24 protein-coding genes and 1 pseudogene are annotated in these 24,778 nt (G+C 65.7%); 10 read left to right on the top strand and 15 right to left on the bottom strand.

The window, feature by feature from the left end:
* Positions 1 to 43: 43 nt before the first annotated feature.
* The 5 genes from AC3A6P_RS32010 to AC3A6P_RS31990 are packed head-to-tail and all read right to left on the bottom strand — an operon-like array spanning position 44 to position 6,141.
* On the bottom strand, positions 44 to 1,192 hold the full coding sequence (locus AC3A6P_RS32010) for an acyl-CoA dehydrogenase family protein (RefSeq protein ID WP_487696410.1): 1,149 nt from the start codon (positions 1,190 to 1,192) through the stop codon (positions 44 to 46).
* Positions 1,192 to 1,968, bottom strand: coding sequence for a crotonase/enoyl-CoA hydratase family protein (locus AC3A6P_RS32005; RefSeq protein WP_487696409.1), 777 nt, complete (start codon positions 1,966 to 1,968; stop codon positions 1,192 to 1,194). Before AC3A6P_RS32005 ends, AC3A6P_RS32010 begins: the two co-directional genes overlap by 1 nt.
* A complete protein-coding gene (locus AC3A6P_RS32000; RefSeq protein WP_487696481.1) occupies positions 1,965 to 3,392 on the bottom strand; it encodes an aldehyde dehydrogenase family protein in 1,428 nt (475 codons plus the stop codon). Before AC3A6P_RS32000 ends, AC3A6P_RS32005 begins: the two co-directional genes overlap by 4 nt.
* Positions 3,393 to 3,406: 14 nt before the next feature.
* Positions 3,407 to 4,513 carry a zinc-binding dehydrogenase gene (locus tag AC3A6P_RS31995; RefSeq protein WP_487696408.1) on the bottom strand — a complete coding sequence of 369 codons (1,107 nt, stop codon included), beginning with the start codon at positions 4,511 to 4,513 and terminating at the stop codon, positions 3,407 to 3,409.
* 26 nt (positions 4,514 to 4,539) lie between these two features.
* Positions 4,540 to 6,141, bottom strand: a complete 1,602-nt coding sequence (locus AC3A6P_RS31990) for an acyl-CoA synthetase (RefSeq protein ID WP_487696407.1) — start codon at positions 6,139 to 6,141, stop codon at positions 4,540 to 4,542.
* A 157-nt stretch (positions 6,142 to 6,298) separates the two neighbouring features.
* Between AC3A6P_RS31990 and AC3A6P_RS31985 the strand changes: the two genes are divergently transcribed.
* Positions 6,299 to 8,206, top strand: coding sequence for a flavin-containing monooxygenase (locus AC3A6P_RS31985; protein ID WP_487696480.1), 1,908 nt, complete (start codon positions 6,299 to 6,301; stop codon positions 8,204 to 8,206).
* A complete protein-coding gene (locus AC3A6P_RS31980; RefSeq protein ID WP_487696406.1) occupies positions 8,203 to 9,090 on the top strand; it encodes an SDR family NAD(P)-dependent oxidoreductase in 888 nt (295 codons plus the stop codon). The genes AC3A6P_RS31985 and AC3A6P_RS31980 overlap by 4 nt, the downstream gene beginning before the upstream one ends.
* Here AC3A6P_RS31980 and AC3A6P_RS31975 read toward each other — a convergent pair whose 3' ends face one another.
* From AC3A6P_RS31975 to AC3A6P_RS31965, 3 genes are read right to left on the bottom strand one after another with little or no spacing between them, the layout of a single operon-like run.
* Positions 9,091 to 9,930 (bottom strand): SDR family oxidoreductase, encoded by an 840-nt coding sequence (locus AC3A6P_RS31975; protein WP_487696479.1) that lies wholly within the window; start codon positions 9,928 to 9,930, stop codon positions 9,091 to 9,093. It lies immediately after the preceding gene.
* A gap of 19 nt (positions 9,931 to 9,949) precedes the next feature.
* Positions 9,950 to 10,600: a Dabb family protein gene (locus AC3A6P_RS31970; protein WP_487696405.1), complete on the bottom strand. Its 651-nt coding sequence runs from the start codon at positions 10,598 to 10,600 to the stop codon at positions 9,950 to 9,952.
* Entirely contained in the window at positions 10,575 to 10,922 is a 348-nt protein-coding gene (locus tag AC3A6P_RS31965) for a hypothetical protein (RefSeq protein ID WP_487696404.1), read from the bottom strand. Before AC3A6P_RS31965 ends, AC3A6P_RS31970 begins: the two co-directional genes overlap by 26 nt.
* Positions 10,923 to 11,339: 417 nt before the next feature.
* Here AC3A6P_RS31965 and AC3A6P_RS31960 point away from each other — a divergent pair, with 417 nt between their 5' ends.
* The 3 genes from AC3A6P_RS31960 (at position 11,340) to AC3A6P_RS31950 (ending at position 12,396) form a co-directional block, all read left to right on the top strand.
* Positions 11,340 to 11,669 carry a nuclear transport factor 2 family protein gene (locus tag AC3A6P_RS31960; RefSeq protein WP_487696403.1) on the top strand — a complete coding sequence of 110 codons (330 nt, stop codon included), beginning with the start codon at positions 11,340 to 11,342 and terminating at the stop codon, positions 11,667 to 11,669.
* On the top strand, positions 11,654 to 11,803 hold the full coding sequence (locus AC3A6P_RS31955; RefSeq protein ID WP_487696402.1) for a nuclear transport factor 2 family protein: 150 nt from the start codon (positions 11,654 to 11,656) through the stop codon (positions 11,801 to 11,803). The genes AC3A6P_RS31960 and AC3A6P_RS31955 overlap by 16 nt, the downstream gene beginning before the upstream one ends.
* A gap of 74 nt (positions 11,804 to 11,877) precedes the next feature.
* Positions 11,878 to 12,396, top strand: coding sequence for a nuclear transport factor 2 family protein (locus tag AC3A6P_RS31950; RefSeq protein ID WP_487696401.1), 519 nt, complete (start codon positions 11,878 to 11,880; stop codon positions 12,394 to 12,396).
* Between the two features lie 101 nt (positions 12,397 to 12,497).
* On the opposite strand, the gene AC3A6P_RS31945 is transcribed toward AC3A6P_RS31950, so the two are convergent.
* The 6 genes from AC3A6P_RS31945 to AC3A6P_RS31920 form a co-directional block, all read right to left on the bottom strand.
* Positions 12,498 to 13,442: an alpha/beta hydrolase gene (locus AC3A6P_RS31945; RefSeq protein ID WP_487696400.1), complete on the bottom strand. Its 945-nt coding sequence runs from the start codon at positions 13,440 to 13,442 to the stop codon at positions 12,498 to 12,500.
* Complete coding sequence (locus AC3A6P_RS31940; protein WP_487696399.1) at positions 13,439 to 14,293, bottom strand: IclR family transcriptional regulator; 855 nt, start codon at positions 14,291 to 14,293, stop codon at positions 13,439 to 13,441. The genes AC3A6P_RS31945 and AC3A6P_RS31940 overlap by 4 nt, the downstream gene beginning before the upstream one ends.
* 212 nt (positions 14,294 to 14,505) lie before the next feature.
* Positions 14,506 to 15,972: an FAD-dependent oxidoreductase gene (locus AC3A6P_RS31935; RefSeq protein ID WP_487696398.1), complete on the bottom strand. Its 1,467-nt coding sequence runs from the start codon at positions 15,970 to 15,972 to the stop codon at positions 14,506 to 14,508.
* On the bottom strand, positions 15,969 to 16,880 hold the full coding sequence (gene bphC / locus AC3A6P_RS31930; RefSeq protein WP_487696397.1) for a biphenyl-2,3-diol 1,2-dioxygenase: 912 nt from the start codon (positions 16,878 to 16,880) through the stop codon (positions 15,969 to 15,971). The genes AC3A6P_RS31935 and bphC overlap by 4 nt, the downstream gene beginning before the upstream one ends.
* Before the next feature lie 18 nt (positions 16,881 to 16,898).
* Positions 16,899 to 18,080 (bottom strand): acyl-CoA dehydrogenase family protein, encoded by a 1,182-nt coding sequence (locus tag AC3A6P_RS31925; protein ID WP_487696396.1) that lies wholly within the window; start codon positions 18,078 to 18,080, stop codon positions 16,899 to 16,901.
* Between the two features lie 91 nt (positions 18,081 to 18,171).
* A complete protein-coding gene (locus tag AC3A6P_RS31920) occupies positions 18,172 to 19,188 on the bottom strand; it encodes a 2Fe-2S iron-sulfur cluster-binding protein (protein ID WP_487696395.1) in 1,017 nt (338 codons plus the stop codon).
* A 148-nt stretch (positions 19,189 to 19,336) separates the two neighbouring features.
* On the opposite strand from AC3A6P_RS31920, the gene AC3A6P_RS31915 reads away from it, so the two are divergent.
* Positions 19,337 to 20,965 (top strand): flavin-containing monooxygenase, encoded by a 1,629-nt coding sequence (locus AC3A6P_RS31915; RefSeq protein ID WP_487696394.1) that lies wholly within the window; start codon positions 19,337 to 19,339, stop codon positions 20,963 to 20,965.
* Positions 20,965 to 21,765, top strand: a complete 801-nt coding sequence (locus tag AC3A6P_RS31910; protein WP_487696393.1) for a mycofactocin-coupled SDR family oxidoreductase — start codon at positions 20,965 to 20,967, stop codon at positions 21,763 to 21,765. The genes AC3A6P_RS31915 and AC3A6P_RS31910 overlap by 1 nt, the downstream gene beginning before the upstream one ends.
* A 14-nt stretch (positions 21,766 to 21,779) precedes the next feature.
* Here AC3A6P_RS31910 and AC3A6P_RS31905 read toward each other — a convergent pair whose 3' ends face one another.
* Positions 21,780 to 22,649: an alpha/beta fold hydrolase gene (locus AC3A6P_RS31905; RefSeq protein ID WP_487696392.1), complete on the bottom strand. Its 870-nt coding sequence runs from the start codon at positions 22,647 to 22,649 to the stop codon at positions 21,780 to 21,782.
* Between the two features lie 204 nt (positions 22,650 to 22,853).
* Between AC3A6P_RS31905 and AC3A6P_RS31900 the strand changes: the two genes are divergently transcribed.
* The 3 genes and pseudogenes from AC3A6P_RS31900 to AC3A6P_RS31890 form a co-directional block, all read left to right on the top strand.
* Positions 22,854 to 23,702, top strand: a complete 849-nt coding sequence (locus AC3A6P_RS31900) for an enoyl-CoA hydratase (protein ID WP_487696391.1) — start codon at positions 22,854 to 22,856, stop codon at positions 23,700 to 23,702.
* Positions 23,695 to 24,483, top strand: a complete 789-nt coding sequence (locus AC3A6P_RS31895) for a 2-keto-4-pentenoate hydratase (RefSeq protein ID WP_487696390.1) — start codon at positions 23,695 to 23,697, stop codon at positions 24,481 to 24,483. The genes AC3A6P_RS31900 and AC3A6P_RS31895 overlap by 8 nt, the downstream gene beginning before the upstream one ends.
* A 15-nt stretch (positions 24,484 to 24,498) precedes the next feature.
* Positions 24,499 to 24,778, top strand: a pseudogene (locus AC3A6P_RS31890) (acetaldehyde dehydrogenase (acetylating)); the annotation flags it as partial.

Raw genomic sequence — 24,778 nt, 5'->3', positions numbered from 1 at the left:
GTCAGATCCGGATCGATGGCCAGCGCACCGGCCTCAGTCGTCGTCACCGCATCCCCAATCCGCGCGCGATCACACCGCGCAGCACTTCGTTGGTGCCACCACGCATCGTGAAACCGGGGCGCTGGTCTGCGGCGTGTGCCACCAGATCCCGGAATCCCCTGTCGTGCGGCAGGTCGTCACCGACGTGCAGGTCCACGAAGTCGACGATGTCACCTTCGGTGGTGGTGCCGAGGACCTTCACCACGGCGGCCGGCACATCGGCGGGCTCATGTCGCTCCAAAGCACCTGCCACCGCAGTGGACATGTGGTGCAGACCCGCGATCCGGGCCACCAGCCGACCCAGATCGATGTCGCGGTCGATCTGCTGGTCGGCCATCGCATCGGTGGTCGCCGACAACACCGCGAAGGTGGACAGCCAACGTTCGGGGCCGCTGCGCTCGAAGCTCAACTCCGATGTCACCTGCTGCCAGCCCTCGCCGATCTCACCGACCACCATGCCGTCCGGCACGAACGCCTGATCAAGGATCACCTCGTTGAAGTGGTGCCCGCCGTTCATCGAGATGATCGGGCGCACCTCGATGTTCGCGCCGCGCAGGTCGACGATGAACTGGCTGAGCCCCGCATGCCGGTGTGCCGGGTCCACCGGAGCGGTACGTGCCAACGCGATGAACGCGTGTGCGCGGTGCGCACCGGACGTCCAGACCTTGGTGCCCGACAGCGTCCAACCGCCGTCGACCCGAGTGGCCTTCGTGCGCACACTGGCCAGGTCGGACCCAGAGTCCGGCTCGCTCATGCCGATCCCGAAAAAGCATTCGCCGCGGGTGATCCGGGGCAGGAACGTCGCTTTCTGCGTCTCGGTGCCGTACTTCAGCAGCGACGGCACGATCTGCCGGTCGGCGATCCAATGGGCGGCCACTGGCGCGCCCGCCGCCAGCAGTTCCTCGGTGACCACAAACCGCTCCAGGTGCGATCGGCCGTGGCCGCCGTATTCGGCGGGCACGGTCATCCCCAACCAGCCATGCTCGGCCAGCGCTCTGGTGAAGTCCTCATCCCAGCCGGTCAGCCAGGCATCGGCAGACGGGGTGAAATCGCCGGTGGCCAGTTGGCGGGCCAGGAATTCGCGGACCTCGGCCCGCAGTTCCTCGTGTGCGGTGTCGCCGGCGGCCGGCGGTACCAGGCGGGGGAGAGGCATCAACTGGTTCTCCATTTCGCGATGCGCTGCTCGTGTTCGTGGTCGCGGTGCGCCAGCGGTTGCATGGCCGCCGCCATACCCAGCGTGGATTCCAATGAGCCGGTGCGGGATTCCTGCAGCAGCCGTTTGGCCATGCGAAGAGCGTGCGGCGGGTTCTTGGTGATCCGTTCGGCGAGTTCCATTGCGGCGGTCAGCAACTCCTCGTGCGACACCACCCGGCTCACCATGCCCCAGGCCAGGGCGGTGGCGGAGTCCACCCGATCGCCGGTCAACGTCATCTCCGCGGCCCGTTCGTACCCCACAGCGCGCGGCAGGAACCAGGTGCCACCGTCGCCCGGGATGAGCCCGAGTTGGACGAAGCTCTCGGCGAACGAGGCCTTTTCGGAGGCCACCCGAATATCGCACATCATCGCGAGATCACAACCGGCACCGATGGCCGGACCGTTCACCGCCGCGATGAGGGGAACCTCCAGGCGGCTCAACGCGCGTGGAACCCGTTGGATGCCATCGATGTAGGCGCGTCGCTGGTCAAGAGCATCCAGGCCGAACATCCCCCGCCGGTCGGCCATGTCCTTGACATTGCCGCCGGCGGAGAAGATCTTGCCGGCGCCGGTGAGGATGACGGCGCGAATGGTGCTGTCACCGTTGGCGTTGACGACGGCGGCCTCCAAGCCGGTGATGAATCCCGGCTCGGTGATCGCGTTCCCCACGTCGGCCAGGTTGATGGTCCAAATCTGGGTTGACCCGCTGCTGCTGATCTCCAGGGCGGTGCTCATGAGTCCGTCTTCGGCAGTTGCAGGGATTTGGTCTGCAGGTACTCCTCGAAGCCGGCCCGGCCGAGTTCACGGCCCACCCCGGACTTCTTGTAGCCGCCGAATGGAGCCACCGGGTTGTACATGCCGCCGTTGATGTCCAGCTGACCGGTCTGCACGGCGCGGGCGAATGCCGTGGCGCTCTCGACGTCGGGTCCCCAGACCGCCCCTGACAGTCCGTAAGGCGTGCAGTTGGCGATGCGGAGTGCGTCGGCGTCATCCCGGGTCGGGATCACCGCCAGCACCGGACCGAACACTTCCTCCTGGCCCAGCTCGGATTCGGGATCGACGTCGGCGAACACCGTCGGCGCCACGTAGTAGCCGACGTCGCGGATCTTGTCAGCGCCGCCGGTGAGCAGCCGCGCTCCGTCCTGCTCAGCGCGCTCGATGAAGCCGCGCACGGTCTCCCATTGCGATTTCGAGGCCGACGGGCCGATGCGGGTGGCGGGGTCCTGGGGATCACCCACGGTGTAGCGGGACACCGCCGCGGTGATGAGCTCCAGGGCCTCGTCGTAGCGGGACTGCGGCACCAGCATGCGGGTCCAGGCCATGCAGGTCTGCCCACCGTTGAGGAACGCGTTGCCCACCCCCACCTTCACGGCGGTGGACAGGTCACCGCCCTCGAGAATGACGTTGGCCGACTTGCCGCCCAGTTCCAAGGCCACCTTCTTGATGGAGCGGGCAGCCAGCTCACCGACCCGTTGCCCCACGCCGGTGGACCCGGTGAACGAGACGAAGTCGACATCGGGGTGCTCGGCCAGGCGTTCACCGATCACCCGGCCGCTGCCCGAGACCAGGTTGACGGCGCCGGGCGGCAACCCGGCCTCGTCGACCGCCTCGATGAACTCGAACACCGACAGCGGGGCCTCGTTGCTGGGCTTGAGCACCACGGGACAGCCCGCGGCAATGGCGGGCAGAACCTTGGCCACGACCTGATACAGCGGGTAGTTCCACGGTGTGATGGCACCCACCACGCCGTAGGGCTCGCGGACCACCAGCGAATTGCCCACCCGCTCTTGGAATTCGAAGGTATCCAGCACGTCGGCGAAACCGCGAGCCACCGCCAGCGGAACCTGGGTCTGCACACTCTGCGCGATGCGCACCGGTGCACCCATCTCGCGGGTGATGGTCTCGGCGATGTCCGGCAGCCGCTTCTCCATGGCAGCGATCACCCGCGCCAATCGATCCTTGCGCTCTGCGACGCTGATCAGCGGATCGAATGCCCGCCGGGCGGCGGCGACGGCGGCGTCGACGTCATCGGCGGAGCCGTTGGGCACGACACCGATGACTTCTTCGGTGGCCGGGTCGACCACGTCGATGGAACCGGCCCCCGAGGGGCTGACCCAGCCGCCGTCGATGAACAGGGAGGTGCGGTGGTAGTCGTGCATGAGGTCCTTTCGACTCACGGGACGATGCTGGCGCGGACATCGCGGCGGCCGTCGGCGGCGGCGAAGGCCTCATTGATGTCCTCGAGCGGATATTGCGCTGCCGCAAGTCGATCCAACGGCAGAGTGTCCTGATGCTGCTCCAGGAAGGTCAGGGCGCGCGACAGTACGACGGGGTCGTAGAGCGAGACCCCGACCATGGTCTTGTTGCCGAAGACGAACCGCGAAGGATCGAACTCGAAGGTCTTGCCGATGTTGATGTTGCCGATCTCGACGTAGCGGCCGAACTGGCCCAGCATCTTGAGGCCCTCGTCGATGGCCGACGGGTGGCCCACCACCTCCACCACCACGTCGGCACCGTGGCCCCCGGTTGCTCTGCGGATGACTTTTACCCGGTCCTTGACGCTGGCGACCTCGTTGAGGTCGATCGCCACGTCGGCGCCGAACGCGGTGGCGAGCTCGAGCCGGTCGGGCACACCGTCGATGGCGATCACTTGGGCTGCGCCACGCGCCTTCGCGACGGCAATCGCGTACAGACCGAGCGCCCCTGCTCCCTGCACGACAACCGTTTCGCCGAGCTGCAGGTCGACCCGTTCCAAGCCGTACATCACCTGGGAGAGTGCACAGTTGGCGCCGGAGGCGATGTCGTCGGAAACGGCGTCGGGAACGGTGTAGACCACCGCTCCCGCCGGAAGCAGGTAGTAGTCGCCGTAGCCGCCGACGTAGTAAGGCGGTTCGTCGGCGCGGCCGAGCATGGCCATCGAGAGATTCAGGCACGCGCCGCGTCTGCCGAGCAAGCAGTTGCGGCACTTGTGGCAGGAGTAGAAGTACGGAAAGACGACGCGAGTACCACTGGTGAGCGGCTGGCCGTTGGAGTCTGTGGCTACACCGTCGCCCATTGCCTCCACCGCGCCGACCATCTCGTGACCCAGTACTGTGGGCAGCTGACCGCCGAGTCCGCCGGTGGCGAAGGTGCCGTGCCAGGCATGCAGGTCCGAACCGCAGATGTTGGTGCGGCTCACCTTGATCAAGATCTCGCCGGGTCCCACCTCGGGCAGGCTGACGGTGTGGAGCCGAAACGGTGTGCCAGGCGCGTCGAAGCGCGCGATCCGGCCGTTGAACACGACAGAAGGTCCTTTCGGAGCTGGAGTTACAGCGATGTGGCGTTGACGTCGAAGCGTTCGCGCAGTGCGCGTTTGAGTAGTTTTCCGCTGGGGTTCTTGGGCAGTGAGTCGACGAAGAACACGTGCTTGGGAGTCTTGAAACCGGCCAGGTGCCGGCGGCAGTGCGCGATGACGTCCTCCTCGCTGAGGTCCTGCCCCTCGCGTGGCACCACGGCAGCCACCACCGCTTCCACCCACAACGGGTGGGGCAGCCCGAAGACCGCCACTTCCTGGATGCCGTTGTGCCCGTAGAGGACCTCTTCGACCTCACGGCTGGCGACGTTCTCGCCGCCGGTTTTGATCATGTCCTTCTTGCGGTCCACGACGTGCAGCAGGCCGTGTTGGTCGTAGTAGCCGAGATCACCGGAGTGGAACCAGCCGCCGCGGAACGCCTCCGCGGTCTTGGCCGGGTCATCGAGGTATCCGAGCATGAGGTGTGGGCTGCGGTGGGCAATCTCTCCGACCGTGCCCGCGGGTACCGGCTGGTCATCCTCGCCCAGGATGGTCGTCTCGACGTTGACGACGGGGCGGCCTGCGGATCCGGCGTGGGCATCCTGTTCCGCGGGGCCCAGAGCCGAGGCCAGCGGCGCCATTTCGGTCTGGCCGTAGAAATTCCACAACTGCAGGTGGGGCAACCGCTCGCGGATCTCGGCAAGGATCTCGGTGGGCATCGCCGAAGCGCCGTAGTAACCCTTGCGCAGACTGGACAAGTCCACCTTGTCGAACAGGGGACTGCGCAACAGGCTGATCCACACCGTCGGCGGGGCGAAGTAGTTGGTCACCCGATATCGCTCGATGGTGCGCAACACCATGTCGGGGTCCGGACGGGGCAAGATGATGCTGGTGGCACCGAGGTACAGATCGGTGGCCAGGAAGTTGTCCAGCTGCGCACAGTGGTACAAGGGCAACGAGTGTATTTCGATGTCCTCGGAGCTCATCGAGCCGGCGACGATGGTACTGACGTACTGCCACATCAGGCTGCGGCTGCTGTGCATCACCGCCTTGGGTCGGGACTCGGTGCCACTGGTGTACATCAGGCGTAGCAGCTGGTCGTCGTCGATGTGCGGGCGCGGTGCCACGGCGTCGGTATCGAGCCAGTGGTCGAAATCCTCCCAGTCGCCGGGTAACATACCGTCGCGGGTGCGCAGGGCCACCCTGGTGGTCACCGAGCCGCCCGCACGCATGGCCTGCTCGGCGACGGGGATGAGTTGGTCCTCCACCACGAATCCGCTGACTTTGCTGTGCCCGAGCAGGTAGGAGATCTCCTCGGCGGTCAGCATGAAGTTGACGGGAACCAGGACCACCGCCGCGCGCGCGGTCGCGAAGGCCAGCGCCGCGTACTGCCAGCAGTTGTGAGACAACAGCGCAATACGGTCACCTGGCCCAAAACCTTTGTCGTGCAGAGCTGCTGCGGCACGCTCCACGAGCCGGTCGAACTCCGCGAAGGTCAGCGTCGTGTCACCGTCGATGATCGCGACCTTGTCCGGGTACGTGCGGGCTGAGCGTCTCGGAATGTCACCGATCACATGGCTGCGGGCGCGGGCGATCACCGCGTCCGCGTCGTCGAGATCGGAGAGCATGCTGTGCATGGACGAAGCGTATGGCGCGGCGAGGCCAAAACCGCTCTGATGTCCCGCTCAGTAGGCAGCACAATGCCGCTCGGTGTATCGGGCTCTGATACTCGATGACGTGACGACTGAAGCCAATGTCGGGACGGCGCTTGATCGTTCGACGAACAGCCCCGACGTGCCCGCAAACCTCGACGAGCTGAGGGGGCACTTGCGGGACGCCGACGCAGGCGTCCTCCTCGCCGTGCTGGCCCAGATAACCGGTGATCTGTCGGTGGTGGACCGATTCGGACCGAGGATCTCCCACGAACCCGACCCGCCGGAGTTCATCGGCGTCACCGACGCCGATACCCGCGAAGAGCTGGTGGAGGAACTGATCGCGGCGTTGCAGGCGCCGGCCCGCACCGGCGGCGTGGCCGCCGATGACCCGGAGTTGTTCGCGCGGATCGCGCCGTTGGCACTGGGCACCGAGGTCGGGCCGGAGTTCGTGCCGTTGTTGCTGGAGCAAGGCGGATTCCAGTTGTCGCAGCCAACCCTGCCGCGCACAGTCCCCATCCCCGGTGACACCACTGTGGCGATCATCGGCGCCGGGCTGGCCGGGATGGTCACCGCACTGGCCGCCGCTGACGCCGGTGTCGCCTACCAGATCTTCGACCGCAACGACGAGGTGGGTGGCACCTGGCTGACCACCACGTATCCCGGCATCGGGGTCGACACCCCGTCGGCGTATTACTCGTTGTCGCGGGAGGTGAAGCCGGACTGGTCCAATTATTATCCGCAGGGCGCGGAGTACCAGGACTACCTGGTGGCGCTGGCAGACAAGTATGGACTGCGCAAGCACACCCGATTCGGCACCGAGGTCGAGGCGCTGTGGTGGGATGAGAAGCGCGAACAGTGGCAGATCCACGCCACTGACCGGGACGCGCAGCGTTCGGTCAGCCACGCCTCGGTCGTGGTGACGGCCGCCGGGTACCTGAACCGACCGCGGTGGCCCGACTTCCCCGGCCGGGAGACCTTCGCCGGCGTCAGCGTGCATTCGGCCCAGTGGGACAACACGCTGGACCTGACGGGCAAGCGGGTGGCCATCATCGGCGCGGGGTGCACGTCGGTGCAGATCGTCGACGCCTGCGTGAACCAGGTGGAGCACCTGACGGTGTTCCAGCGGCAGCCGCATTGGGTGGCACCGCGCAAGCGGCTCTCCGACAAGGTCCCCGAATTTCGGCGCTACCTCGGCAGAACGCTGCCGTACTTCGCCAAGTGGCACCGGGTGAAGTCGTATTGGGCCACCTCCGACAACAACTACCCGGTGATCCTGCAGGACCCGGAGTGGCAGAAAGACCATCTGTCGATCTCGCCGGCCAATGACGTGCTGCTCCAGATGTGCATGAAGTACATCAGCGAGACCTTCGGTGAGGGAACGGAACTGGCGAAGAAAGTCACGCCGGACTTCGCCCCGTACGGCAAACGGATCATCCGGGATCCCGGCGGCTACTACAAGGCGCTGACCCGCGACCACGTCGACGTCGAGGCCAGCGAACCGGCGTCGATCAACGAGGCGGGCATCGTCACCCAGGATGGGCGCCAGATCGACCTCGATGTCATCATCTACGCCACCGGTTATCACCTGGATTTCCTGTCCACGGTGGACATCCGCGGCCGCGATGGCCACACGCTGCAGAAGGAGTGGGGCGACAGCCCACGCGCCTATCGCGGCGGCACCGTGCCCGGGTTCCCCAACCTGTTCATCACGTCCGCACCCAACTACAGCCCCGGACACGGCGCCGGAGCGAACTTCTCCATGGAGGTCCTGGCGCACTACATCATCGAATGCCTGCAATTGATGGCATCCCAGGGTGCGTCCACCATTGAGGTCACCCAACAGGCCTACGACGACTACGTCGTCGAGATCGACGAGGCGATGGCCAAGACAGTGTGGTGCCACACCCCGAACGCGCACACCTATTACCGGTCAGACTCAGGCAGGGTGGTGGTCTCCACGCCATGGCGATTGATCGAGTTGTGGCAACAGCACCGCGCGCCGATCGAAGACCACTTCACCTTGGGCGGGAAGGTGATGACCCCGTGACGGGATTGTTGGACGGTAAGACGGCGCTGGTCACCGGGAGCAGCCGGGGCATCGGCCGGTCGATTGCCCAGCGCCTGGCTGCCGAGGGTGCCACGGTGGTGGTGACAGCGCGTTCGCATACCCCGTCACCGTCGGTACGCGCCGGTGCGGTGACGGCCATCCCCGGCACGATCGGCGAGACGGTCGAGTTGATCGAGGCAGCCGGCGGAACTGCGCATGCTGTGGCCGCCGACCTCGAGGACGATCACCAGCGCAGGCACTTGATCGAGGATGTACTCGAGCGCACCGGCCGGCTGGACATCCTGGTCAACAACGCGGGTTACGCCGACTATTCGGTGGTTGAGCAGATGTCGATGGAGACGTTCGACCGCACCGTTGAGCATTACCTGCGCACACCGTTTGTGTTGTCGCAGGAAGCTATCCCGCACATGAGAGCACAGGGCGCCGGCTGGATCGTCAACATCGGGTCAGTGACCGGGCTGGCGCCGGTGCGGCCGTTCCGCGAGTACAACAAGAGCTCCGGCGACGTGGTGTATGCATCATTGAAGGCAGCGCTGCACCGGTTCACTCAAGGTGTGGCAGCCGAGCTGGTGGACGAGAACATCGCGGTGAATTGTGTCGGGCCGTCCACCGCGGTCCGTACTCCGGGCGCTGCGGCGCTGATCCCGGACACCTTTCCGACCGAGCCGGTGGAATACCTGGCCGAGACCGTGCTGGCGATGTGCCACCTGCCGGCCGCCGAGCGGACCGGTCTGTTGGCGTTCAGCCTGCACTACCCGTGGTCACAGCAGTTGCCGGTACACACACTGGACGGTTCGGAGGTACTTCCGCCGCTAGAACCTCCAGCGGCGGCGAACCCGAACATTTTGCCGGCCGGGCTGTAGCTAGCTGCGGTAACGGCGCGCATAGGTCAACAGCCCGCGCGCCGGTACCGTGCAGGGCCAGTCTGTCGGCCGGAAATGCGCGTCGGTGCCGCCGTCAACGAAAATGACGCTGCCGCCGAGGAAATCGGCGGCATCGGAGAGCATGAAGCACACCCATTGGGCCAGCTGCGCGGGGTCCCCGAACCCACCGACGGGGACCGGGAAACCGCGGACAGCTTTGCTCTGTCGGGGATCGGCCAGCTGTTCCTCGAGTAGCGGTGTCATCACCGCACCGGGTGCCAGCGCATTGAGTCGAATGCCGGCACCGGCCCACGCTGACGTGACAGCCGCGCGACGCAACCAGTGGGTCACCGCGATCTTGGACGCCGAATAGGTCATGGCCGCGTAGGCCGGACCGAACAGCCGCGTGGTGCGCAACGCCTTGTCCACGTCGCGAGCCAGCAGCGCGCGCACCGCACGGTTTGGCGTGATCGGCGTGCATGTCGTCGAATTACTGCTGAGCACAACCACTTTGGAGCTGCCATGAGCGGCCAGGGCGGGTTGCCATTTTTCGAGCAACTCGACGACACCGAGGAAGTTGACGTTCGCGATCAGTGGTGGGCGGTCCTGGCCGCGGCCGGGGCCCACACCGGCGGCCATGACGGCCCCGTCCAGCAGGCCATCGCAGCGTGCGAGTACCTCGGCGGCCGCACGCCGACGCCCTTGCGGGGTGGACAGATCAGCTACCACCTCGGCGTCGTGCAGGTCCACCCCGATCACGGTGTGGCCGGCGGCCCGCAGTTGCTGCGAAGTGTGGCCGCCCATCCCTGAAGCGGACCCGGTGACAGCATAGGTACCAATGACGAACTCCCGTCCGGGGTCAGGCCAGCACCGGGGTGGTGTTGCGGCAAAAGCTGTGGCACACCCGGTCCCTGATGATCACTTCGGGACACTCTGGATCGAACCAGCGATCGACATGAGCCCAGTGGATGGGGTGCATCAGGTAGGGGCCCATGAGACCCTCGACGTCGGTGAACTCCTGCTCGAAGACATGCGTCCACGGCGAGGTGCCCACCGCCTCGTCCACGCGGCTCAACTGCCAGCAGTGGATGCTGCGCACATAGCGCGGCAGCAGGCGCAGATCTTCTTCGAACTGTTCCACCAGCGCAGCGCTGGTGCCGGGGGCCACCCGCAGCAACAGGGTGCGATAAATGCTGCCGTTACCGCCGACACCGGTCACCGGGCTGCCCTGATAGGTCGCGCCGTTGACCCGCTGCACATCCGCCTGTGCCAGCAGCTGTCCGTCGATGCGGTGCGCGACCGCGTCCCAGTCTGCGCGATGATCGAATCGTAGGTGCAGCAGCACATCTCCGCCATTGCGGACACCGGGCAGGGTCGGCTCGACCAGCACATCGCGGGCGCCGGAACCGGCCGCCTCGGCATGCAACGTCTCGACCAGGGCGTCCCGCGCCGTTTCGTCGGCGATGTCCGCCAGCCGAATCACGTTAAATGTCACAGAGTTCCTCGACATCGGTGGCGTCGGCGGCCACGCTGCGGGTGCGCTCGAGAACCAATTCGTCCATGCTGGACCACCATTGGCCGACAGTGGGATCGGGGCGGCCTTTCCAGGTCATTTCCCACCACGCCTGGGCGCTGGGCAGCGTCCAGGTGATGGTGATGGTGTTGGGCTGATCGTCGAACCAGATGGGCGGGCTGACCAGCACGTCGCGCAGAGACATTCCACGGTCCCGAGCGCCAGGGGCGTACGACTCGAGATAGGCGTCCACGAACCGCCGGGCGCACCCGGGCCGGGTGGTCACCCGGTCGATGACAAATACCGCGCCGTCAGCCATACGTCGACAGTAGGAGTTGACGGGGCTGCACCGGTGGGTGACTCCCGGTGGTCGGGACGTCAGCGGTCGAGCAGGGCCGTGGTGTTGACGCGCTGCTGTGGCCCGGGCGGCATGTGCGAGTTCACGACTGGGCATCGTGACGGATCCGTGGATGCCACCCCCAGACTGTGTCACCCACGGTGGACGCCCCGGCTGCGGTCGGGCTCGCCCGATGTGGCTGCCGGTCCGTGTAGAGCGGTGGTGGTGTTGACGCCGGTAACGCTGCCTGGTCGCACGGCAAGAAGGTTGGCGCGAATGACATTGCCCATGGCGCGCCCAACCCGCCGACCGGGAGAGCGTTCACCACGTGACCCGTGACTGGGCTGAGAATCGTGGAGTTGGAGCGGGTGAGTGTTGTGCGAGAGGAAGCGCTGGAAGATGATTCAACACGGCGACGCGGATAGGGAACTGCAAGCCATAGGCTCGCTGAAGGCACGTTACTTCCGCTGGCTGGACACCAAGAACTGGGAAGCGTGGCGCACAGTGTTTGCCCCAGATGTCGTGGCGGTATTTGCCAATGCGGTGGGGCCGGCAGAATCGGGGGAGGCGCAGGCGGGTAGCTCGCGCTGGGAGGGTGTCGACACTCTCGTTGACTCGATCAGTGAGGTCTTGAAAGACTGTGTGACAGTTCATCATGGCCAACTCCGGAACTGGAGTTGGTCTCGCCCACGGCCGCTGTGGGTATCTGGGCCATGGCCGACATCGTAGATTTCCCTGGCGGTCAGACTCTGCACGGAGCGGGGCACTATCAGGAGACCTACGAGAAGGTCGATGGACACTGGAGGATCAAGACGATTCACCTGACGCGGACGCGGATGGAGTTGCAGAACGCTCGAAGCTAGAGTGAAGCCGCAGGTTGGGATTGCCCCGACGACAGCTCAGTCGACAGTGACGACGTCAGACCACGGAGTTGCCGGTGAGCGAGCGACTGCATTTCAATCCTGAATCTGGACCGCCGTCTGGCGAACCGATCATCGACAGGAGAAACCGTATGGACGAGACCGCCATTGTTGCCCGGATGGCTGATGAGCGTGCCATCGAGCGCGCACTCATCACTTTTGCGCGTGCAATGGACGATCGGGATTGGGTCGGGATGTCTGCCATCCTCAGTGAGGACGCCGTCGGTGATTTCGGCAGTGGCAGGGTGGAGGGAAGTGCCGGGGTCATCGATCTCATTCGGACATATCTGGACAATTGCGGTGTTACACAACATCTTCTAGGAAACATCCTCATCGAGGTGGACGGCGATAATGCCACGAGTTGTGCGTATGTCCGCGATCTACATCTATCCCGGCATGACCCCTTGACGACCTTTCACACATTGGGCGACTACCGCGACCGGTGGGAACGCCGCGACGGCAGCTGGGTCCTCGTCGAACGGGTCAAGGCGAACCGCGGAACCGTGGGCTCGCTGGAGGTTTTCGCTTCGCTGTAGTCGAACACCGGCAGTACCACACACACCCGGGTGGAAGCCACATTCGCACCCGTCCGGATGGCAGGTGAATTATCGGTACCGACGTCTCCGCTGGTCGGAGGTCAACCGTGCAGAAGCGCCTTGGTGTCGGCGCACAGTTGGGCCCGGGCAGCCTGTGCCAGGTCGAGGCTTGGCATCGTGACGAACCCGTGGATCCCGCCGTCGAACCGTCTGATCACCGTGGGCACCCCGGCCGCGTCCAGCGCCTCTCCATACGCCAAGCCCTCGTCGCGCAGCGGATCGTGCCCGGCGATGATCACCACCGCGGGCGGCAGGCCGCGCAGGTCGGCATGGATGGGGGAAACGTAGGGGTCGGCGCGGTCTGCGGCGTTGGGCACGTACTGATCCCAGTACCACTGCAGCGCCGGCGCCGGGTTGTAGAAACCCTTCCCGAACAAGCGGTAGGACTCGGTGCCGAAGTCGGGATTCAGCATCGGATAGATCAGCAGCTGGGCAATCAAGTTCGGGCCCCGGCGATCCCGTGCCATGAGCGCGGTCACCGCAGCAAGGTTGCCTCCGGCGCTGTCGCCGCCGACGGCCAGCCTGAAGACGTCGCCACCGAGCGATCCGGCGTTGTCGGCCGCCCACCGGGTGACGGCGTACACGTCCTCGGCCGCGGCCGGCCAGGTGCTTTCCGGCGCCCGCCGGTAGTCGACTGAGACCACCACCGCGCCAAGACGATTCGTCATGTCACGGCACAGGCCGTCGTGGCTGTCCAGATCACAGAAAACGAACCCGCCGCCGTGGGCGTACACCAGCACCGGCGCCGCTCCGGTGCGGTGCGGGCGGTAGATCCGCACGGGGATGAATCCGCCCGGTCCGTCGACCTGGTAGTCGGTCACGCTGCCGACAGCTTCGGGATCGGGGGAGACGACCAGCCGCGACCGAATGATCGCGCGTGCTTGCGCACCGGTCATGGTCTGGACCGGTGGGAAACCGCTGTCCAGGGCTTCGATCATCCCGGCGATCTGGGGGTCGAGCGTCGCTCCGGCGGTGTCGGCGGTCATGCCGGCAGCATGCTCACGGTGTCGTTCGCGGGGCGCGAGGCGGGCCCGCCACGCAGCGGCCGCACCTGCTGCAGGGTGGGAGCCACCCGCTGAGTGCCGTCTTCGACGTTCCGCCAGATGCCCATCGCGGTCATCCGCACCGGGGCGGCCAGTCGCTGGTCGAAGCTCATCCGGTTCATCGGGCCACACACCGACAGTGCCGCCACGGCCTCACCCTGTCCACCGATGGGCGCGGCAACACAGCCGAACCCGGGCAGGGCCTCTTCGCGGTCGAAAGCGACCCCGTGCGCGCGCACCTTGTCCAACTCGGCGGCCAGTTGGGCGGCACTGGCGATGGAGAACTTGGTGCGTCGATTGGACAGGTCCACCTCATCGCAGGCATCAGGGTTGTAGGCCAGCAGCACTTTGCCGATCGCCGTACAGTGCGCCGGTTGACGGCCACCCACGCGGCTGGGCAGCGCGGCCGCCATTCGGTCGCCGACCTTGTCCAGGTACATCACATCGGACCCGTCCAACACGGCCAGTTGGACCACCAGGCCGGTGGCCCGGTGCAGGTCGTGCAGCAGCGGGGCGGCGGCTTTGTGCAGCCGATCCTGATGCACTGCCAGCGAACCGAGTTCCACCAGCCGCATGCCGAGCTCGTAGTCGCGGCCGTTGCGGCGCAGCCAGCGCAATTGCACCAGACGTTCCAGCATGCGGTGTGCGGATGACCGGGGCAGGCCGGTGCGGCGCACGATCTGCGCCAGGGTGAGTCGGCCGGGGCCGTCGAAGGCGTCCAGTACCAACGACACCCGGTCGATCACGGCGCTGGGGGTGGTGGATTCGGACAGGGGTTCGGCCACGGCAGTCAAGACGCCTCCTAGGGGCTGAGAAGCGGATCACATATTCCTATTAGGAATATAACTGTTTGTATCACAGCGGGGTGCGCCGTGTCACACCAAACGCGCCGATCCATTCCGGTCACTCCGGGCGGCCCCCAGAAACGCCGACGCGGGACCGGGTAACAGCAGGTCGACCGCTGATCCGGCCCCGCGTGGGCCGATTCGGGAGTTCTAGCCAACGATCAGCCGCTTGCAGCCCGCCGGCCAGCGCGTCGTCCGTAGAAACTGCCGTCTCCCAGCGAGATTCCGCTGGTGTATCCCCACGCCGCCAGGCCAGCGGCGCAACGGCCGGCCGCGAACAGCCCGGGAATCGGATCACCGCTCACGTGCAACACCTCTCCGTCGAAGGTGGTGCGCAGCCCTCCCAACGTGAAACCGCCCGTGCTCTCCCGCAAGTCGATGGCTCCCACCGGCGACCCGATGGGGCGTAACCACTGCTGCTTCTTGTGCAGCAGGGGATCCTCGCTCTGCTCGGCGCCGGCGTTGAACGCCGCGACCGTGGCCTGCAGTGAACCGGACGGCAACCGCATCTCGGCCTCCAGATCGGCCACCGTGTCGCACACCCAGGTGGGCGGGCGGAGCATCAGCTGGGGTGACAGTGAGGCCATGGCCTCGGCCTGCGCGTCGCCATCGATGATCAGGTACGCGGTGTTGTCCTGGTGATACAGCGTGAGTTGCCCAATCCGGCCCGGGTAGGTGTCCTCGGCGACGTACCTCTGCCCCCGGCCGTTGACCAGGATGCCGCGCACCAGCTGTTGGGGATCGGCGAAGATCGCGACCTCGGTGGCATCCATGTGAGCCAGGTCGGCCCCCAGCGCCTGGGCCAGTCGAATGCCAATCCCGTCGTGCTGCTCGATGGACGCGGCCGGCCGGCCGGCGATCCGCGGTGCATACGCCGCGACCATCGTGTCGTTGTAAGCAAAGCTGCCGGTGGCCAGCACGACGCCCCGGCGGGCCCGGATGGTCACGTCTGCGCCGTACTGCTTGGTAGTCACTCCGGCCACCCGGCCGTCGGATTCGACGACGAGCCCCTGCAGCCGGACGTCGTAGACAGCCTTGGCGCCGGCCGCTGTTGCCGTGTCCACCAACGGCTTCATCAGCATGTAGCCGGCGCTGGCCTCGCCCTGCTTCTTGCCCGACATCTGCGGCACGTGCCCGCGGGGAGCCGGGGTGGCAATGGTGTTGAAAGGGTATGAGTTCTCCCCGCCGCTGTACATCAGGCCCTGGTCGCCCATCGGCTCCCAGCCCGGCTCGCCGAAGAACTCCGCCTTGAACGGCACTCCTGCGCCGACCAGCCAGTCGAAATGGGCGACGCTTTCGGCGCAGTAGTCGGCAATGCGGTCGGAATCGGCACCGGGGCCCATCGCGGCGTTGAGATAGGCCGCCATGTTCTCGACAGAATCCTCGAATCCACAAGCCTTCTGCAGTTCGGTTCCACCGCCCAGGTAGATGAAACCGCCGGCCATGGCGGCTGCACCACCCCAGGAGCCGGTGCGCTCCAGCACCAGCACGTCGGCGCCGGCCCGGGCCGCCTCCACCGCCGCGGCGGCGCCGGCGACACCGTACCCGGCAATCACCACGTCGGCCTCGTGATCCCAACGCGTGATCTCAGCGGCGGGGACGGGATGAAGAGCCTCGTTCGACGTCATGGCCGCATGGCTGCCGGCAGATCACTGACCCACTGGTGACCCCAGTAGCTGTCAGCGGTGATTTCCTCTGCGGTGTAGTGGCTTTCGTCCACTCTCATGCCTTCGGTGCCGAACTCGATGTCCCAGTCGCCAGGGGCCCGCACGTAGAAGGAGACCATCTTGTCGTTGGTGTGGCGGCCCAGCGTGGACGACAGTTGGAAGCCGTCGGTGTTGACCCGGTCCAGCGCCTGGCCCACGGCGTCGAGGCTGTCCACCTCCACCATCAGGTGCACCAGCCCCGGATCCCGCAACGTGGTGGCCGGGCAGATCGCCAGGCTGTGGTGTCGCTCGTTGATCCCGAGGAAACGTACCCGCACGGGTCCGAACTCCTTGGGCACCGGCACCCGGAAGGCGCCGCGGGACCTGAAACCCAAGACGGTGGTGTAGAAGTCGAATACGGAATTGACGTCAAGCGCAGGCAGCACGACGTGGCCGAGACCCTGTGCGCCGGTGACGAACCGCGCATCGAACGGCGTCACCACCGGGCTGTGGTCCAGGACGGCGCCGTGGAACACTTCCAGCGAGGTGCCCGCCGGATCCTCGAACGCGATGACCTCTTCGACGCGGCGTTCGTCGGCCTCGTCCAGCGAGAGTTGCTTGTAGGGCGTGCCCGCGGCGTCCAGGGCGGATTTGACGTCCTCGAGAGCCTCGTGATCGCGGACCTCCCAACCGATCGTGACGATGCGGTCGGCGTCACCGGGGACGACGATGATGCGCGCTGCTCGCTCGTCCATCCTCAGGTACAGCGCGGATTCGTCGGGGCCGCTGCCCTCGGCGAAACCCAGCACCTTGAAGGCGAAGTGGCGCCAACGGTCGATGTCGGCGGTCTGGACGGTGACGTAGCCGAGGCTCTTGAACAGGTTAGTCATGGAGTATGGCCCTTTCGGTCAGATCATCGCCCGCAACAGACCCTGAGGATCGACACCCAGGGAACTCAGTGCGGACGCGTGGTAGACGGTGCCAGGAACGTGAATGGCATGGGCGACACCGGCGTGGGCGTCGCGCCAGTAGCGCTGCAGCGGCTTGTCCATCCGCAGCGCGTTGCCACCGGATCGGGCGAAGATCTGGTCGACGGCGGCCACCGCACGCCAGACCGCCTTGATTTGGCTGCGCCGCACCGCGGCCCGCTCCGCGAAAGAAATCTCGTGGCCGGCGTCGACCATGTCGAAGATCCGGTCGACGTTGGCCAGGATGGCCTGGCGCGAGGCCTGGATGTCCGCCGCGGCCTCACCGACGGCGTACATGACGTAGGGATCGTCCTTGATGGCAGTGCCGTTGGCGCCCACCCGCTCGCGCTGGTAGTCGAGGTGGGCGGCCAGCGCGCCTTCGCAGATGCCGATGGTGGCCGAGCTGATGCCCAGGGGGAACATCGTCGACCACGGCATCTTGTAGAGCGTCTTGGTCATGCCGGCCTCGATCTGGGCCCGGCCGTCCATGACCTTCATCCCGTCCATGGTGCGGTACGCCGGCACGAACGCGTCCTTGACGATCACGTCCTTCGAGCCGGTGCCGCGCAGGCCCACCACGTCCCAGGAGTCGGCGACGATCTCGTAGTCCTTGCGCGGCAGGATCATGTGCAGGATCTGTGGCGGCATCGCGGGCTTGCCGTCGGCGTCGCCCACCAGAGCGCCCAGGATGATCCAGTCACACGCGTCGGTGCCAGAGCTGAACTGCCAGCGACCGTTGAAGATGTAGCCGCCGTCCACCGGCTTGGCCACCCCCTGGGGGGCGTACGGCGAGGCGATCCAGGTGTCGACGTCGTCGGCCCAGATCTCCTTCGCGACAGCCGGATCGGCATAGGCGAGCTGGTATGGATGTACGCCGACAACACCGTTGACCCAACCCGCGGCTGGATCCAGGGCGGCGGTGGCCATGACGGTTTCGGCGAATTCGCGCGGGTGCACTTCGTCACCGCCGAACTCGGCCGGCTGCAGCAGGCGGATCGAGCCCACCGCCTTCATGTTCTTGACGGTGGTGTCGGTGAGCTGGCCGGTCTTCTCGGCCTCCCAGGCCTGTTCGCGCATCTGGTCGGCCAGATCCATCACGCGGTCGATAACCCGCTCGGTCATGAGTGCGCCTTCTTTCGTGAGACTGTCTTCGATGGTCTATGGGGTTTGGTTCCGCCGCCGGACGCGATCCCGGTGAATGGAATGTGCGCGGTCAGAACTCCACCTCGATTTCGTCAGACACCGGTCTGACCTGGCATCCGAGGATGGTCCCGGCCTCGATGTCCTCGGGTTCGAGGATGTCACTTGCCGGCATGTCGACTTCGCCGCTGAGCAGAGTGGCTGCGCACGAGCCGCACTGACCCTCGCGGCAGGAGTACGGCACCTCGAGCCCTGCCGACAGCATCACGTCGACCAGCGTGGCCTGACGCGGCCACCGCAGTTGGTGCTGTTGTCCGTCGATGTTGACCTGCACGGTGGGGGCGTCGGCGTCCGCGTCGGTCAGCCCCACCGGCTCGACCTCGGCGAACGGATCGCCGGTCAGGGACGTGAACACCTCGACGTTTACCGAAGTCTTGGGTACTCCGGCATCGAGCAGGGCCGCTTGAACCGCCGCCATGAACGGGGCCGGGCCGCAAATGAAGGACTCTGCTGTGCCCAGACGGCGGGCCAGAGCGGTCAGTTGCGACTGACGCGGCAATCCCTGCACCGACTCCAGCCAGTGCAGCACCGTCAGCCGGTCCGGATGCTCGGCTGCGAGTTCGCGAAGCTCGGCGGCGAAGATCACCGATTGTTCATCCCGGTTGGCGTAGACCAGTGTGACCCTTCCGGCGCCTCGAGCCAACGCCGATTTCAGGATGGACATCACCGGGGTGATACCGCTGCCGCCGGCCCAGAGCAGGAGGTGTGCGTCCAGGTTGCGCGGCGTGAACACGCCGGCCGGGGGCAGCACCTCGATCACATGGCCGACAGCCACGTTGTCGCACAACCAGTTTGATCCATATCCGCCGTCGACCCGTTTGATGGTCACCTTCGGTGCCGAGTCGGTGTGCGGTGAACTCGCCAACGAATAGCACCGGGCTACCGCATCGCCGGATTCGTTGGGTACGCGCAGCGTCAGAAACTGTCCGGGCAAATAGCTGAACCGCGCCTGCTCGCTTTCGGCTACCGCGAAGACCAGCGACCGGGCATCGTGGGATTCCTCGATCACCTCGGTCACGGTGAGTTTCACGCTTCGAGACGGTGGTGGCGATGACACACCCGGATCATGCGCGCGCACAGGCGCCCGCGGGAGCACCACGTCCGGTGGCCGGGACGGTGCATGTCTGACGTCCAGTGACCGGGAAACTTGACTGCGCTGTCGCGCGTCGGCGTCTAATTTGACCGACGTGGATACCGCCGCTGGCTCCCCAAAGTACATCGACGTCATCGTTGTCGGTGCCGGTTTCGCCGGACTCTATGCGCTGCACAAGTTCCGGACGCAGGGCAAGACGGTCCGCGTCTTCGAGGCAGCTTCTGACGTCGGCGGCACCTGGTACCACAACCGGTACCCGGGTGCCCGCTGTGATGTGGAGAGCGTCGACTATTGCTACTCGTTCTCCGAAGAGCTCCAACAGGAATGGAACTGGACCGAGAAGTACGCCACGCAGGCGGAAATCCTCAGCTACATCAACTGGGTCGCCGACAAACTCGACCTGCGCCGCGACATCGCTTTCAACACCCGAGTGGTCTCCACGGTGTTGGACGAGGAGTCGCTGCTGTGGACGGTCACCACCGACACCGGTGACGCGGTGATGGCCCGGTTCGTCGTCATGGCAACTGGTCCGTTGTCCGCGGCGCTCACGCCGGCGTTCCGCGGTTTGAATTCCTTCGCCGGGGCGATCTACCACACCTCGAGTTGGCCGCACGAGGGTGTGGACTTCAGCGGCAAGCGGGTGGCGGTGATCGGCACGGGATCCTCGGGCATTCAGTCCATCCCGGTGATCGCCGAGCAGGCCGAGCAGCTGTATGTCTTCCAGCGGACCCCGAACTACAGTGTGCCCGCTGGAAACCGGCCGCTGTCGCCCGAGGATGTCGCCGACATCAAGGCGAACTACGCCGAGCGACGCCGGCTGTCCTGGCGCAGTGGTGGCGGTTCGCCGCACATCGCCCACCCGAAGCTCACCATGGAGGTCTCACCCGAAGAGAGGCGCGCGGCTTTCGAGAAGCGTTGGCAGCTCGGAGGTGTGCTGTTCTCCAAGACCTTCCGCGACCAGATGACCGACGCCGAGGCAAACGAACAGGCGAGACTCTTCTACGAGGAGAAGGTGCGAGCGGTCATCGACGACCCCGACGTGGCCGAGCTGCTGATCCCGAACGACCATCCGATCGGTACCAAGCGAATCTGCACCGACACCAACTACTTCCAGACCTTCAACCGGCCGAACGTGAAGCTGGTGAGTGTTCGCCAGACGCCCATCGAGTCCATCGACGCCAGCGGTATCAACACCTCCGACGAACACTTCGACGTTGATGCCATCGTGTTGGCCACCGGCTTCGACGCGATGACCGGCACCCTGGCCAAGATCGACATCATCGGTCGCGGAGGAAAGATCCTGCGCGACAACTGGAGCGACGGACCCCGCACCTACCTCGGGCTCGGGGTGGACGGCTTCCCGAACATGTTCATCGTGTCGGGCCCCGGCGCCCCGGCGGTGCTGGCCAACATGGTTCTGCACGCCGAGGCCCACGTGAACTGGATAGCGGACTGCATCGACCACCTCGACGACCACGGCTACCAGGCCATCGAAGCGACCGAACAAGCTGTCGACGAGTGGGGCGTCGAATGCGCCCGTCGCGCCGACGCCACCTTGTTCACCAAGGCAAACTCCTGGTACATGGGAGCGAATGTGCCGGGCAAACCCCGCAAGTTCATGCTCTTCATCGGTGGGTTCGGCGTGTATCTGGACATCTGCGCCGAGGTGGCCGAGGCCGGCTACAAGGGTTTCGAGCTGCTGAAAGCCGAGTGATGACCGGCTTGTACAGCAAGGTGGTCGTGGTCACCGGGGCTGCACGAGGTACGGGCCGCGTGCACTGCACGCGGTTCGCCGACGCGGGAGTTGACGTGATCGCACTCGACGTCGATTCCTCCGCAGAGGATCTGGAGGTCACCGCGGCCGCGGTTCGGCTGCGCGGCAGCCGTTGTGTCACCGGGCTCGTCGACGTCCGAGACCTGGCGGCCATGCGCCAGGCGATCGACGGCGCCGTCGCGGAATTGGGCCGGCTCGACATCGTGGTGGCCAATGCCGGCGTCCACATCGGCCGCGCGCCTGCAGCCGAACTGCCTGAACAGGTGTGGAATCAGACGGTGGCGATCAACCTCACCGGGGTGTGGCACACCGTTGCCGCCTCGGTGCCACACATCGGCGCCGAGGGCGGCTCTGTTGTGCTCGTCAGCTCCACCAGCGGCTTACGGGGTACTGCCAACTCGGCGCACTATTCGGCCACCAAACACGCCGTCGTCGGGCTGATGCAATCTTTGGCGAACGAGCTGGGCTACAGGAAGATTCGGGTCAACACCGTGCATCCGGGTGCCGTCGGCACCGCCATGGTGATCAACGACGAGACCTTCCGACGTTTGCGGCCCGATCTCGACAACCCCACCGCCGAGGACGTCGCCGAGGTGCTGGCAGCCCGCCACCTGCTTCCGGTTCCCTGGGTGGACCCGGAAGACGTCAGCAACGCCGTCCTGTTCCTGGCTTCGGACAACGCGCGCTACATCACCGGCACCCAGCTCATCGTGGACGCCGGGTTGAGCGCCAAGACCTGACGGGCTGCTCGCGGTCAGGGGGTGCGGGTGAGAAACGACAGGACGGTGGCCTCGAAGGCAGCCTTGGCCTCGATCATGGCCCAGTGCCCACAGTTCGGGAACACGTGCAGCTCTGCGTGGGGAATGGTGCGCATGGGGATCAAGGACATATCCAGTGGGCTCACCCTGTCATCACGGCCCCAGGTCAACAGCGTCGGTGCCCTCACCTTGTGCATCTGCGCCCACGGCAGGGGAGCGTCCGAGTTGCGCAGGAAAGCCATCATCTGTGCGAAGGCCGCCTTGCCGTACATCCGCCGGGCGGCTGCCAGGGTGTCGGGATCGGTGGCCAAGTTCCACCGTTCCTCGATCAACTCGTCGGTGACCAGCGCCGGGTCGTAGACCATCGAGTTCAGCCAGTCGACCAGGCGCTGGCGGGTGGGATCCTCGGTGAACTCCTGGAGCAACCGGATGCCCTCGCTGGGCCCGGGGCTGTAGATGTTGGTGCCGATGCCACCGATGGTCACCAGGCGACGAATCCTGTCCGGGTGGTGAATGGCGATGTGAATTCCCACGCCGCCCCCCATCGAGTTGCCCACGATGTCCACCGTGTCAATACCGAGGGAGTTCAGAAACGGCACGACGGCCGCTTGGGCAGTCATCATCGGATGCCCACCGATGTCGTCGGTGACGCCGAAGCCGGGGAACTCCAGGATCAAGCAGCGGAACCGCCGTGCAAACGTCGGCAGGATGCCCCGGAAGTTCCGCCATCCGGTGACTCCCGGCCCGGAACCGTGCAGGAAGAGCACTGTCTGTTCGCCCGCGCCGCTGTCGTAGTAGCGCAAGGTTCCGCATTCCGCGGCGATCTCGCGCAGCTCAAAAGTCAATTCGTCGGTGTTGATTGCCATCGCTACTTCGTTCCGTCCCTGTCGTCCCACAACCTCGCGCCCGAGCCTGCCATTCGTTTTCTTGCCGTCGGAGGAAGGGTTCCATTCACCGGTCGACCGGGTGAGTGTGAGGCAGCCGACTTCCGGTGAGTGGACGCCGTGCTGTCGCCCGTTCCCCGAACGACAGACCATGAACCACAGCTTCAGTGGTGAGGAGACCATCAGTTGGACGACGAGATCGACGTGGTGACCTATCGGGTCAGCGACGGAGTGGCACTGGTGACGATGAACCGTCCGCGCTACCGGAACGCGCAGAACTCGGTCATGACATACGCCTTGGACGCGGCATTCGCCCGAGCCGTCGACGACGAGCACGTCAAGGTCATCGTCCTTGCCGGCAGCGGTGACCATTTCAGCGCGGGGCACGACCTCGGGACACCCGGCAGGGACCACCATGTCCACTACGAGAATCGGGCGGTCATGTGGTGGGACCACGTTGGTCAGCCCGGTGGTGATCAGCGTTTCGCCCGGGAAATGGAGGTCTACCTCGGGATGTGCCGGCGGTGGCGCGACATTCCGAAGCCGATGATCGCGATGGTGCACGGGGCATGCATCGCCGGTGGGCTGATGCTTGCCTGGGTCTGTGACTTGATCGTGGCCGCGGACGACGCTTTTTTCTCCGATCCTGTTGTGAAGATGGGCATTCCGGGGGTGGAGTACTTCGCCCATCCCTGGGTGCTGGGCCCCAGGTTCGCCAAGGAGATCCTCTTCACCGCTGATCGCTTCACCGCTCAGCGGGCCTACGAGGTGGGGATGGTGAACCGGGTGGTGCCCCGCGACGAACTCGAGGCCGCCACGTTCGATGTGGCGTCCCGGATCGCGGCCATGCCGCGCTTCGGCCTGGCCCTGACGAAGAAGGCGGTGAACCAGTGCGAGGACCAGATGGGTCTGCGCAACGGCATGGATTCTGTCTTCGGGTTGCACCATTTCGCCCATGCGCACAACGCCGAAGTGGGCACTGACTCTCTCGGTGGGTTGAACGTCAAGGCCATGGCGGGACGTTCTGATGTCTGACAGGCACGAGCTCCGAGCGAAGCTGGCGGCGGCACTCGCGGAGGCCGAGCGCACCCGGGTACCCATCGATCCATTGACCGCTGGCTGTCCCGATATCGACGTCGTCGACGCCTATGAGATCCAGCTGATCAATATTCGGCAGCGGGTGGCGGACGGTGCCAGGGTGATCGGTCACAAGGTGGGTCTGTCCAGCGAGGCCATGCAGAAGATGATGGGCGTCGACGAACCGGATTACGGCCACCTCCTCGACCAGATGGAGGTGTTCCAGGACAAGCCCGTTCCCGTCGGTACGTTCCTGTATCCCCGCGTCGAGGTGGAGGTGGGGTTCATTCTTGCCGACGACCTGCCGGGGGCGGGGTGCACGGAGGACGATGTGTTGGCCGCGACGGCGGCAGTGGTGCCGTCCATCGAGTTGATCGACACCCGCATCAAGGACTGGAAGATCAAGTTGTGTGACACCATCGCCGACAACGCGTCGTCGGCCGGCTGGGTGTTGGGTCCGGAACGGGTGTCTCCCACAGACATCGACGTCAAGAACATCGGCGCGGTGCTGCGGTGCAACGGTGAGGTGATCGCCGAAGGGCGCAGTGATGCCGTGTTGGGCAATCCGGCGACCGCGGTGGCGTGGTTGGCGCGCAAGGTCGATCAGTTCGGGGTGCGGTTGAAGGCCGGTGATGTGGTGTTGCCGGGCTCGTGCACCAGGGCGATAGATGCACACCCTGGCGACCATTTCGTCGCAGATTTCACTGGGTTGGGTTCTGTAGAGCTGACTTTCGAATAGCAAGGGGAATCATCGATGCCTGATAAGGCCACGGTCGCGATTGTCGGTTCCGGCAATATCAGTACGGACCTGCTGTACAAGTTGTTGCGCTCCGACTGGTTGGAGCCGCGGTGGATGATCGGCATCGATCCCGACAGTGAGGGGTTGGCGCGGGCCCGCAAGCTGGGATTGGAGACCAGTCACGAGGGGGTGGAGTGGTTGTTGGCGCAAAGTGAGTTGCCGGATCTGGTGTTCGAGGCCACCAGCGCGTACGTGCATCGTGATGCCGCGCCGCGGTATGCCGAGGCGGGCATCC

The sequence above is a fragment of the Mycobacterium sp. Soil_C_30 genome (assembly GCF_057656995.1).
The sequence above is the reverse complement of the archived record's forward strand: the minus strand, read 5'-3'. Positions and strand labels throughout refer to the sequence as shown.

What these genes read in the sequence shown, in the direction of transcription:
- AC3A6P_RS32010 (WP_487696410.1), bottom strand. Translation starts at nt 1,192, where the DNA reads ATGCCTCTCCCCCGCCTGGTACCGCCGGCCGCCGGCGACACCGCACAC.
- AC3A6P_RS32005 (WP_487696409.1), bottom strand. Translation starts at nt 1,968, where the DNA reads ATGAGCACCGCCCTGGAGATCAGCAGCAGCGGGTCAACCCAGATTTGG.
- bphC (WP_487696397.1), bottom strand. Translation starts at nt 16,880, where the DNA reads ATGACTAACCTGTTCAAGAGCCTCGGCTACGTCACCGTCCAGACCGCC.
- AC3A6P_RS31955 (WP_487696402.1), top strand. Translation starts at nt 11,654, where the DNA reads ATGGCCGACATCGTAGATTTCCCTGGCGGTCAGACTCTGCACGGAGCG.
- AC3A6P_RS31925 (WP_487696396.1), bottom strand. Translation starts at nt 18,080, where the DNA reads ATGACCGAGCGGGTTATCGACCGCGTGATGGATCTGGCCGACCAGATG.
- AC3A6P_RS31910 (WP_487696393.1), top strand. Translation starts at nt 20,965, where the DNA reads ATGACCGGCTTGTACAGCAAGGTGGTCGTGGTCACCGGGGCTGCACGA.
- AC3A6P_RS31960 (WP_487696403.1), top strand. Translation starts at nt 11,340, where the DNA reads ATGATTCAACACGGCGACGCGGATAGGGAACTGCAAGCCATAGGCTCG.
- AC3A6P_RS31895 (WP_487696390.1), top strand. Translation starts at nt 23,695, where the DNA reads ATGTCTGACAGGCACGAGCTCCGAGCGAAGCTGGCGGCGGCACTCGCG.
- AC3A6P_RS31935 (WP_487696398.1), bottom strand. Translation starts at nt 15,972, where the DNA reads ATGACGTCGAACGAGGCTCTTCATCCCGTCCCCGCCGCTGAGATCACG.
- AC3A6P_RS31990 (WP_487696407.1), bottom strand. Translation starts at nt 6,141, where the DNA reads ATGCACAGCATGCTCTCCGATCTCGACGACGCGGACGCGGTGATCGCC.
- AC3A6P_RS31965 (WP_487696404.1), bottom strand. Translation starts at nt 10,922, where the DNA reads ATGGCTGACGGCGCGGTATTTGTCATCGACCGGGTGACCACCCGGCCC.
- AC3A6P_RS31905 (WP_487696392.1), bottom strand. Translation starts at nt 22,649, where the DNA reads ATGGCAATCAACACCGACGAATTGACTTTTGAGCTGCGCGAGATCGCC.
- AC3A6P_RS31970 (WP_487696405.1), bottom strand. Translation starts at nt 10,600, where the DNA reads ATGTCGAGGAACTCTGTGACATTTAACGTGATTCGGCTGGCGGACATC.
- AC3A6P_RS32000 (WP_487696481.1), bottom strand. Translation starts at nt 3,392, where the DNA reads ATGCACGACTACCACCGCACCTCCCTGTTCATCGACGGCGGCTGGGTC.
- AC3A6P_RS31945 (WP_487696400.1), bottom strand. Translation starts at nt 13,442, where the DNA reads ATGACCGCCGACACCGCCGGAGCGACGCTCGACCCCCAGATCGCCGGG.